This window comes from Variovorax sp. KBW07, from assembly GCF_003852515.1.
In the GTDB taxonomy this organism is placed as follows: domain Bacteria; phylum Pseudomonadota; class Gammaproteobacteria; order Burkholderiales; family Burkholderiaceae_C; genus Variovorax.
The window spans coordinates 1-9,602 of sequence record NZ_QAJK01000197.1 but is presented as its reverse complement, the minus strand read 5'-3'; the positions used below and the strand labels follow the sequence as shown (position 1 = coordinate 9,602).

Here is a 9,602-nt window from a genome sequence, read left to right as displayed (position 1 = left end):
ATCACTACTTCGAAACAATTCTTCCGGACAATTCAGACGCATTGACGGCCAACGCCATCTATTTCGGCAATGCCGAGTGGGCGCGCGAGTACCTGGACTTTTGCCATCGCGACGCGAATTTCAGGGCCCGCTGGCTCGCCGCCGGCGGCGACTGGACAGGCAAGGTGGTCATCGACCTGGGGTGCGGGCCCGGCAATATCTTTGCCACGCTGGGGGGGAGCCCCAGGCTGCTGGTAGGTGTCGATGTGGCCGCGGGCTCGCTGGAGTTGGCCGCGAGCCTGGGCTATACGGCGGTGCTGGCCGATGCGGCGCACACGCCATTCCGTTCGCAGGTGGCCGACATCGTGGCCATCAATGCGTCGCTGCATCACTGCGACGATATGGCCGCCGTGCTGCGCGAAGGCGCGCGGCTCGTGAAGCCCGGCGGCTTGTTGATTACCGACCACGATCCGCAATTGAGCGCGTGGGACTACAAGGGCCTGGCCAAGCTCATGTGGGACGCGCGGCTGTGGGTGTACCGCGCGATCCGGCACGGTTTTCACAAGTCCGGCGACCAGCAGGCGTGGGGGCTTAAAACCGAAGTACACCACCGGCCCGGCGATGGCGTCACGCAGGAGTTCTTCAGGCAGACGCTGGAGCCGCTGGGCTTCGAGGTCCGCGTGCATCCGCACAACCACCAGGTCGGGGCGCAGGCGCTGAGCGGCAGCGTCGGCCCCGCGCAGTGGAAGTACCGCATGGGCAACGTGCTGTCGGGCCGCGACCCGGCGGCGCCCGGCAGTGCGCTGTCGCTCATGTGCATCGCGCGGCGCGTGACTCATCCCTCGCGAACGGAGCGCATGGCCACCGCCTGAGCGCCGAAAGTCCCATGGCCCTTCAGCGACTGCTGGTAGCCTCTGCGGATTCTTCTCGCGCCGCCCCGGGTGCACAGGCACACGGGCACGCGAGATCCAAGTTTCCCAGGAAGGAATCCGGCAGTGGTTGTGACAGGAAGGAAATGGCGCGCGAGCCTCGCGCCGATGGCGGTATTGGCGGCGGCATTGCTGGTGGGCGCGTGCACCACCACACCCAAGACCCCGGTCGCGGGCCCCGGCGAATACGTCGTGCAGCCTGGCGACACGCTCTATCGCATCGCGTCGAAGTCGGGCCGCTCGGCCGCCGACATCGCACGCTGGAACAACATCCAGGACCCGGACCGCCTCGAGGCCGGACAGGTTCTGCGCGTGGTGCCGCCGGGCGGTGCTTCATCCGATGCGCCATCGCCTCCGCGTGGCAGCAGCAGTGGCAGCAGCGGCGGCGACCGCCCGGCGAGGCCGCCCCGCGCCACCGCGCCGCCCAGGGAGCCCGAGCCCGTGGTGCCGCCGGCGTCGCGGCGCAGCGACTGGGGCTGGCCCGCGCAAGGGCCGGTGGTCGCGGGCTTCAACGGCAACAGCAACAAGGGCATCGACATCGGTGGCCGCGCCGGCGAGGCCGTGCTGTCGATCGGCGCGGGCTCGGTGGCCGCCACGGAAACACTGCGCGGCTACGGCAGCGTTTTGATGGTCGACCACGGCGGCTCCTACATGTCGGTCTACACCAATGTGCAGACCATGCTGGTCAAGCAGGGCCAGAAGGTGCAGCGCGGCCAGAAGATCGCCGAGATGGGCAGCGACGCCAAGCTGCACTTCGAGATCCGCTACCGCGGCAAGGCGGTCGATCCGCGGCAGTACCTGCCGGCGAAGTAGGTTTCACGCCTGCATGCGAGGCGCACACGGCTGCGAGCGCTGCGGTACCCGGGAAGTCTGCGGGTTGCTCTTGCTCCATTGCGGTGTTTGGGCACTCAACAGCGGGCGCGACCGTAGCGGTCGGCGGCGTAGATATCCGACCAGGCCGAAGTCTTGCTCGGCGCGAGCCCTGCGGTCTTGGCCAACGCCATGATTTCCTTTTCTTTGACCTCCGCCGTAGCCCCTTTTCGCCGCAACACCCAAATCTGACAACGCTCCGGCAAAGCCTTGGCAAGCGCATTCAACGCTGTCAAGTCCTTGGCCGTTTCAACGACGATGAAGGTCAGTTGCGCCTGAGCCAGCGGTACATAGTTCGGGGCCACCGGGTCCAGCACGCGGTTGAGTTCGGCATGCGTCTGCTGCAGGTGTACGGCCGACCCTTCGCTGACACCTAGTTTGTCCACCAGCGACGGCGGGTGCTTGATTTTCTTGAGCCACAGCGCGGCCTCCTTCTCGCCCAGCGTCAGCGACAGCGGACCTTGTCGCGTATTCGCAGTCAACGAGTCACTCCGGACCCGCAAATCCTGCAGCTCACCGAATATCAGCTTGGCCTTGAAGTCGCCCTTCAACAGGATGCAATGGCCCTCGAGCATGGCCTGGACTTCTCCCTTGTCTGGCCCGAGCGAGCCGTAACACATCACCACTCGTCCCATGAGCTCCCCCTGACTTTCACGAAAATTTAGAACCACAAGTCTGCGCCCAAGGTCGTCAAGGTAAACACACAAGCTCTGCTGGTCTCCATGACGAAACGCGAAATAAACCGCATGGGCGCAGTTTGCGCATCGACGGGCTTTTCCAGGCCGGGCAGACCACCTACCCCGGCTACGGCGTGGGGCCGTCGATGATGTCCGGCATCTTCGCGGCGCGGGCCTTGATGGAGACGGTAAAGCCAGCCGGCTGGTGAAACCCCTGCGCCGGGCCGGGTTCCGCCAACCGGCGCTACACTCCCGCCGCACATGTCCCGCACCTCCCTCCATCGCTGCATGACCACCTTCCTCGTGGTCTTGTCGCTGCTGTTTTCGCAGCTGGCGCTGGCAGGCTACGTGTGCCCGGGCGTGCCCGTCGCGCCCGCGATGGCCGAAATGATGGCAGCGGGCGAGCCGTGCGAGGGCATGGACACGGCACAGCCCGTGCTCTGCTACCAGCATGCGGCCGACATGTCGCTGTCGTTCGAGCCGGTGAAGCTGGCCACGCCGTCGCTGCCCGCCATCGTGCAGATGCTGGTCGTGCCGCTGGTGCTGGTGTCGCAAGGCCACGCACTGCCGGTGCAGGCCGTGCCCGAGCGGCAGCATCCGCCGCCCGACCCCGTTTTCCTGGCCACGCGCAGACTTCGCGTCTGAAATTTCCGTCGACTGACCGGTGCTGGTGCGGCTTGTCCGCTTGCCAGCGTTTGCCTCGTTCGCCCGCGGAGTTTTCATGTCCATTCCTTTCCCGCGCGCGGCCGCTTTGGCCGCCGCGCTGCTGCCTTGCCTTGCGGCAGCCACGCCTCTTTCTTTCGATTCCGCCCTGCAGCTTGCCGTGCAGCGTTCCGAAGCCGCCCGCGCCGCACGCGCAGGCGTACTGAGCGCCACCGAAGCCGCCCGTTCGGCCGCCCAGCTGCCCGATCCGACCTTGCGCATCGGCATCGACAACCTGCCCGCGACCGGGCCGGACCGCTTTCGCACCACCAGCGATTCGATGACGATGAAGCGCATCGGCATCAGCCAGGAATGGCTGTCGGCCGACAAGCGCGCCGCGCGGCAAGCCGCCGCCGATGCCTCGGTCGAGCGCGAGGCGGTGCAGTCGCGCGCCGCCGCGGCCGATGCACGGCTGCAGGCCGCGCTGGCCTACCTCGACGCCTTCTATGCCGGCGAGTCCCTGGCGCTCGCGACGCGCATGGCGCACCACGCCCACGAAGAGCTGGAGGCATCGCGCGCGCGCCTGTCCTCGGCCGCGGGCAGCAGCCAGGACGTGCTGGCGCTTGCCGGCGCGCGGGGCATCTCCGAGGACGAGGCGGCAGACATCCGGCAGCAGCAGAACACCGCCCGGGTTGCGTTCCAGCGCTGGGTGGGCCTGCCGCCCGGCGAGCTGATGCCGCCGGGTGCCATTCCGCTCCCCGACGAGCAGCGCTACATCGCCGGCCACCCCACGGTCGCGGCGATGCAGCGCGATCTCGATGTGGCAAGGCGGGCAGCGGACGTCACCGCGTCCAATCGCAAGCCCAACTGGACCTGGGAGGTGGCCTACGGCCAGCGCTCGGGCTATGCCGACATGGTGTCGGTGGGCGTGAGCATTCCGCTGCCCGTGGCGCCCGGTGAACGGCAGGACCGGGACACCGCCGCCAGGCTCGCGCTGGTCGACAAGGCCGAAGCCGAACTGGCCGAGGCGACACGGGCCGCCACCGCGGAGTACCGCTCGTTGTCTGGCGACGTGCAACGGCTGCAGCAGCGCATCGAGCGCTACCGCACCGGTGTCGCCGTTCCCGCCGCGCAAAGAACGGCCGCCGCGACGGCCGCCTACCGGTCGAACCAGGGCAGCCTTGCCGTGCTGTTCGAGGCGCGGCACGGCGAAGTCGAGGCGCAACGCAAGCTGCTGGCGCTGCAGCGCGACCTTGCAAGAACCCAAGTCCAACTGGCCTTCCGGCCGCTGACCGCCGAGGTGGCGCAATGAACAAGACATACACCACGATCGGCGCGGCACTGTTGGCCGCGTTGCTGCTCGCCGCGGGCGCGTTCTACGTGGGCCACAAGACGGCTGAGCAACCCATGGGCGCATCGATGGCGGCACCGTCCGCCACATCCACCACACCTGCCGCACCAGCCATAGAGGGCCGCAAGGTTCTCTACTGGCACGACCCGATGGTGCCGGGCCAGCGCTTCGACAAGCCCGGCAAGTCGCCGTTCATGGACATGCAACTGGTGCCGGTGTATGCCGACGGCGCCGGTGTCGGCGCGGGCGGCGCGGGCGGCGGGGAGGGCGTGAAGATCAGCCCCTCGGTCCAGCAGAACCTGGGCATCCGCTACGCGAACGTGCGGCGGGCCGAAGCCTCCACGTCGTTCGATGCGGTCGGCAGCGTGCAGTTCGACGAGCGGCTCAGCGTCGCGGTGCAGACCCGCGTGGCCGGGTATGTCGAACACCTGTCGGTGCGCGCGCCGATGGAGCGCGTGCGCAAGGGGCAGGCCCTGGCCACGGTCTTCGCGCCGGAATGGCTGGCGCCGCAGAACGAGCTGCTCGCGCTGAAGCGCTCGGGCGTTTCGTCCGACCTCGTTGCCGCGGCGCGCGACCGGATGCGGGCCATGTCGATTCCGGCCGAGCTCATCCGGCGCAGCGAGGAAACCGGTACGGCACAGGCGCGCTACGTGCTCGCCGCGCCGGCCGACGGCGTCGTGGCCGAACTGGGCGTGCGCGAAGGCGTGGCGGTTGCGCCCGGCACGACGCTGTTCCGCATCGCGGGCCTGGAAAAAGTCTGGGCAGTGGCCGAAATACCCGAGGCACATGCCGTTCGCCTGGTGCGCGGCCAGAAGGTCAAGGCCGTGCTGCAGGCCGATGCGGCGCAGTCTTTCGACGGCACGCTCGACGAGATTCTTCCCCAGGTCGACACCGCCACCCGCACGCTCAAGGCGCGTTTCTCGGTCGACAACCCGGGCGGCAGGCTCGTGCCCGGCATGCTGCTTCGCCTGCAGGTAGCGGGCGCGGCCGGCACTCGCCTGGTCGTGCCCGCCGAAGCGGTGATCCGCACCGGCAGGCGTGCCGTCGTCATCGTGCGCAAGGCCGATGGCGCGTTCGAGCCGCACGACGTGTCGCTGGGCGCGGACCTGGGCGACGACATCGAAGTTGCAGCCGGCCTTGCCGACGGCGACCAGGTGGTGGCAAGCGGCCAGTTCCTGATCGACTCGGAGGCAAGGCTGCGCTCCGTGCTGGGCAACATGGCGGCCACGGCGCTCCACAAGGCCGAAGGCAAGGTCGAGAGCGTGGCGCCCGACGGCATCACCATTTCGCACGGCCCGGTCGCCACGCTCAAGTGGCCGTCCATGACGATGGGCTTCGGCAAGGCATCGCCGGATGCGTTCGCGGAGATCAAGCCCGGCGACACGGTGCGATTCGAGTTCAGGGAGGGCGGCCCCAACGGCTACGAGCTGGTCTCCGTGCAGCGCGTGCAAAGCCCGCGGCAGGGCACCAAGCCATGATCGCCGCGCTCATCCGCTGGTCGGTCGGCAACCGCTTCCTGGTGCTGATCGCGACCCTGTTCCTGGTGGCCGCGGGGTGGTGGTCGGTCGCGCGCACGCCGCTCGATGCATTGCCCGACCTGTCGGACACGCAGGTCATCATCCGCACGCCTTTCCCCGGCAAGGCGCCCCAGGTGGTCGAAGACCTGGTGACCTATCCGCTGACCACCACCATGCTCGGCGTGCCGGGCGCCAGGACCGTGCGCGGCTACTCGTTCTTCGGCGATTCGTTCGTTTACGTTCTGTTCGACGACAAGACCGATCCGTACTGGGCGCGTTCGCGCGTGGTGGAGTACCTCAACCAGGTGCAGAGCCGGCTGCCCGCGGGCGCCAACGCATCGCTGGGCCCTGATGCCACGGGCGTCGGCTGGGTCTACGAATACGCGCTGGTCGACCGCACCGGCGCACGCGACATCGGGCAGCTGCGCGCGCTGAACGACTGGTTCCTCAAGTTCGAGCTGAAGACCGTGCCCGACGTGGCCGAGGTCGCCAGCATCGGCGGCATGGTGCGCCAGTACCAGGTGGTGCTCGATCCCGACCGCATGCGCGCGCTCGGCATCACGCAGCAGGCGGTGGTGGAGGCTTTGCAAAAAGCCAACCAGGCATCGGGTGGCTCGGTCGTCGAATTCGCCGAGGCCGAGTACATGGTGCGTTCACGCGGCTACCTGCGCTCGCTGGACGACTTCCGCACCATCCCGCTTTCCGCGACGGGCGCCACGCCGGTGCTGCTGCGCGACGTGGCCACGGTGCAGGTCGGCCCCGAGATGCGCCGCGGCATCGCCGAGCTGGACGGGGAGGGCGAAGTGGCCGGCGGCGTGATCGTCATGCGCTCGGGCAAGAACGCGCGCTCGACCATCGAGGCCGTGAAGGCGAAGCTCGAAACCCTCAAGCCCAGCCTGCCGCCGGGCGTCGAGATCGTGCCCACCTACGACCGCTCGCTGCTGATCGATCGCGCGGTCGACAACCTGCGCGCCAAGCTGATCGAGGAGTTCATCGTGGTGGCGCTGGTCTGCGCGGTCTTCCTGTTTCACCTGCGCTCGGCGCTGGTGGCCGTGGTGGCGCTGCCCATCGGCGTGCTGGCGGCGTTCATCGTCATGCACTGGCAGGGCGTCAACGCCAACATCATGTCGCTGGGCGGCATTGCGATTGCCATCGGCGCCATGGTGGACGGTGCCATCGTGATGGTGGAGAACGTGCACAAGCACATCGAGGCCTTCGAGACGGCGCAAGGCCGGCAGCCCACGGTGGCCGAGCGTTGGCAGCTGGTGGCCGATGCCTCGGTGGAAGTCGGGCCCGCGCTGTTCTTCTCGCTGCTGGTGATCACGCTTTCTTTCGTGCCGGTGTTCTCGCTCGAAGCGCAGGAAGGGCGGCTGTTTTCGCCGCTGGCCTTCACCAAGACTTACGCCATGGCGGCGGCGGCGGGCCTGTCGGTCACGCTGATCCCGGTGCTCATGGGCTACCTGGTGCGCGGACGCATTCCGCACGAGGCCGCCAACCCCGTCAACCGCTTCCTGATGGCGGTGTACCGCCCGGCGCTGGAACTGGTGCTGCGTTTCCCCAAGGGCACGCTGGCCGTGGCCGCCGTGCTGCTGGCACTGACCGCGGTGCCGGTGATGCGGCTGGGCGGCGAGTTCATGCCGCCGCTGGACGAAGGCGACCTGCTCTACATGCCGTCCGCGCTGCCGGGGTTGTCGGCGTCGAAGGCGGCCGAGCTGCTGCAGCAGACCGACCGCCTCATCAAGACCGTGCCCGAAGTCGCGCGCGTGTTCGGCAAGGCAGGGCGCGCCGACACCGCGACCGACCCCGCGCCGCTCGAGATGTTCGAGACCACCATCCAGTTCAAGCCCAGGGCCCAATGGCGTGCCGGCATGACACCCGAGAGGCTGGTCGAGGAACTGGACCGCGCGGTCAAGGTGCCGGGCCTGACCAACGTGTGGGTGCCGCCCATCCGCAACCGCATCGACATGCTGGCCACGGGCATCAAGAGCCCGGTGGGCATCAAGGTGGCGGGCGCCGACCTGGCCACCATCGACGCACTGGCCACGCAGATCGAGGCGGCCGTGAAGAACGTTCCCGGCGTGTCGTCGGCACTGGCGGAGCGATTGACGGGCGGGCGCTACATCGACGTCGATGTCGACCGGCTGGCTGCCGCACGCCATGGACTTTCGGTGGCCGATGTGCAGGCCGTGGTGTCCACGGCCATCGGTGGAGAGAACGTGGGCGAGGTCATCTCGGGGCGCGAGCGCTACCCCATCAACGTGCGCTACCCGCGCGAGATCCGCGATTCGCTCGAACGGCTGCGGCAGTTGCCCTTCGTGACCGCCAGGGGCGCGCAACTGCTGCTTGGCGACGTCGCGAAGATCACCGTCGAAGATGGCCCGCCGATGCTGCGCAGCGAAAACGCGCGGCTGTCGGGCTGGGTGTACGTCGACGTGCGCGGCCGCGACCTGCGCTCCGCCGTCAACGACATGCAGGCCGCCGTCGCCCAGGCCGTGGCAATGCCCGCCGGCTATGCCGTGTCGTGGTCGGGCCAGTTCGAGTACCTGGAGCGCGCGACCGAGCGGCTGAAGCTGGTCGTGCCGGTCACGCTCGCCGTCATCTTCGTGCTGCTGTACCTGCTGTTCAGGTCGTTCGCCGATGCGGCGCTGGTCATGGCGGCCGTGCCGTTTTCGCTGGTCGGCGGCTTCTGGCTGATCTGGGCGCTGGGCCATTCGATCTCGGTGGCCACGGCGGTCGGCTTCATTGCATTGGCCGGCGTGGCGGCCGAGTTCGGCGTGGTGATGCTGGTCTACCTGAAGAACGCGCTGGCAAGGCGCCTCGACGCCGGCGAACCGATGAACGACGAAACCCTGCTGGCCGCAATCCGCGAAGGCGCCGTGCTGCGCGTGCGGCCCAAGGCCATGACCGTTGCCGTGGTGATGGCGGGCCTGTTGCCCATCCTGTGGGGCAGCGGCACCGGCTCGGAGGTGATGACGCGCATCGCCGCGCCGATGGTCGGAGGCATGGTCACCGCGCCACTGTTGAGCATGCTCGTGGTTCCCGCCGCCTGGTATCTGCTGCGCCGTCGTGGCAGTGCCGCACGCACCCGTTTTCCCGCTGTTTCCATTCAACCCACCGAAGGAGTGACCCGATGAAAGTTCTGCATCCCCTCGCGTTCGCGCTGCTCGTTGCATCGGCCGTTGCCGCCCAGGCCCAGATGTCGAAGGACGCGATGTCGTCCATGAAGCCCGCGGCGCCGGCACCGCAGGCAGCGTCCGGCATGCTGACCGATGCGGTCGTGCAGAAGACCGACACGGCGGCCGGCGTGATCGTGCTCAAGCACGGCGACATTCCGAACCTCGCGATGCCGGCCATGACCATGGGCTTCGACGTCGTCGACCGGAAGATGCTCGATGGGGTGAAGGCCGGCGACAAGGTCCGGTTCCATGTGGAGGTCGTGAAGGGCAAGCCCACTGTGACGCATATGGAAGCCGCGCGCTAGTTGCCGCCGTGCGCCCCTCGCAGGCGCATCGTGGCGGGGCGATCGGGTGCTGAGGTTGGGAGGCCGACTGTTCAGGGCGCGTGCGACTGACACCGGGTACTCCCCTCCGCGAATGTCCCCCGCTTCGCTCCTCCTTTATTTCGCTGCGGGGAGCAC

8 protein-coding genes are annotated in these 9,602 nt (G+C 68.3%); 7 read left to right on the top strand and 1 reads right to left on the bottom strand.

Annotated elements, in window-relative coordinates:
- Nucleotides 1-41: 41 nt before the first annotated feature.
- Nucleotides 42-851, top strand: coding sequence for a class I SAM-dependent methyltransferase (locus DBV14_RS30860; RefSeq protein ID WP_260397292.1), 810 nt, complete (start codon nucleotides 42-44; stop codon nucleotides 849-851).
- A 165-nt stretch (nucleotides 852-1,016) separates the two neighbouring features.
- Nucleotides 1,017-1,721 carry a peptidoglycan DD-metalloendopeptidase family protein gene (locus DBV14_RS30855; RefSeq protein ID WP_185546186.1) on the top strand — a complete coding sequence of 235 codons (705 nt, stop codon included), beginning with the start codon at nucleotides 1,017-1,019 and terminating at the stop codon, nucleotides 1,719-1,721.
- Between the two features lie 95 nt (nucleotides 1,722-1,816).
- On the opposite strand, the gene DBV14_RS30850 is transcribed toward DBV14_RS30855, so the two are convergent.
- The gene (locus DBV14_RS30850) at nucleotides 1,817-2,353 is read right to left on the bottom strand and encodes a DUF3052 family protein (protein ID WP_124465360.1); all 537 of its coding nucleotides are present in this window, start codon (nucleotides 2,351-2,353) and stop codon (nucleotides 1,817-1,819) included.
- Nucleotides 2,354-2,716: 363 nt separating this feature from the next.
- Here DBV14_RS30850 and DBV14_RS30845 point away from each other — a divergent pair, with 363 nt between their 5' ends.
- The 5 genes from DBV14_RS30845 (at nucleotide 2,717) to DBV14_RS30825 (ending at nucleotide 9,446) form a co-directional block, all read left to right on the top strand.
- Nucleotides 2,717-3,100, top strand: coding sequence for a hypothetical protein (locus DBV14_RS30845; RefSeq protein WP_124465358.1), 384 nt, complete (start codon nucleotides 2,717-2,719; stop codon nucleotides 3,098-3,100).
- Between the two features lie 76 nt (nucleotides 3,101-3,176).
- Nucleotides 3,177-4,409, top strand: a complete 1,233-nt coding sequence (locus tag DBV14_RS30840; protein WP_124465356.1) for a TolC family protein — start codon at nucleotides 3,177-3,179, stop codon at nucleotides 4,407-4,409.
- Nucleotides 4,406-5,926: an efflux RND transporter periplasmic adaptor subunit gene (locus DBV14_RS30835; protein WP_124465354.1), complete on the top strand. Its 1,521-nt coding sequence runs from the start codon at nucleotides 4,406-4,408 to the stop codon at nucleotides 5,924-5,926. Before DBV14_RS30840 ends, DBV14_RS30835 begins: the two co-directional genes overlap by 4 nt.
- On the top strand, nucleotides 5,923-9,099 hold the full coding sequence (locus tag DBV14_RS30830) for an efflux RND transporter permease subunit (RefSeq protein ID WP_124465352.1): 3,177 nt from the start codon (nucleotides 5,923-5,925) through the stop codon (nucleotides 9,097-9,099). Before DBV14_RS30835 ends, DBV14_RS30830 begins: the two co-directional genes overlap by 4 nt.
- A complete protein-coding gene (locus tag DBV14_RS30825) occupies nucleotides 9,096-9,446 on the top strand; it encodes a copper-binding protein (RefSeq protein WP_185546185.1) in 351 nt (116 codons plus the stop codon). The genes DBV14_RS30830 and DBV14_RS30825 overlap by 4 nt, the downstream gene beginning before the upstream one ends.
- The last annotated feature ends 156 nt before the right edge of the window (nucleotides 9,447-9,602 follow it).

What these genes read in the sequence shown, in the direction of transcription:
- DBV14_RS30855 (WP_185546186.1), top strand. Translation starts at nt 1,017, where the DNA reads ATGGCGGTATTGGCGGCGGCATTGCTGGTGGGCGCGTGCACCACCACA.
- DBV14_RS30850 (WP_124465360.1), bottom strand. Translation starts at nt 2,353, where the DNA reads ATGCTCGAGGGCCATTGCATCCTGTTGAAGGGCGACTTCAAGGCCAAG.
- DBV14_RS30845 (WP_124465358.1), top strand. Translation starts at nt 2,717, where the DNA reads ATGTCCCGCACCTCCCTCCATCGCTGCATGACCACCTTCCTCGTGGTC.
- DBV14_RS30840 (WP_124465356.1), top strand. Translation starts at nt 3,177, where the DNA reads ATGTCCATTCCTTTCCCGCGCGCGGCCGCTTTGGCCGCCGCGCTGCTG.
- DBV14_RS30835 (WP_124465354.1), top strand. Translation starts at nt 4,406, where the DNA reads ATGAACAAGACATACACCACGATCGGCGCGGCACTGTTGGCCGCGTTG.
- DBV14_RS30830 (WP_124465352.1), top strand. Translation starts at nt 5,923, where the DNA reads ATGATCGCCGCGCTCATCCGCTGGTCGGTCGGCAACCGCTTCCTGGTG.
- DBV14_RS30825 (WP_185546185.1), top strand. Translation starts at nt 9,096, where the DNA reads ATGAAAGTTCTGCATCCCCTCGCGTTCGCGCTGCTCGTTGCATCGGCC.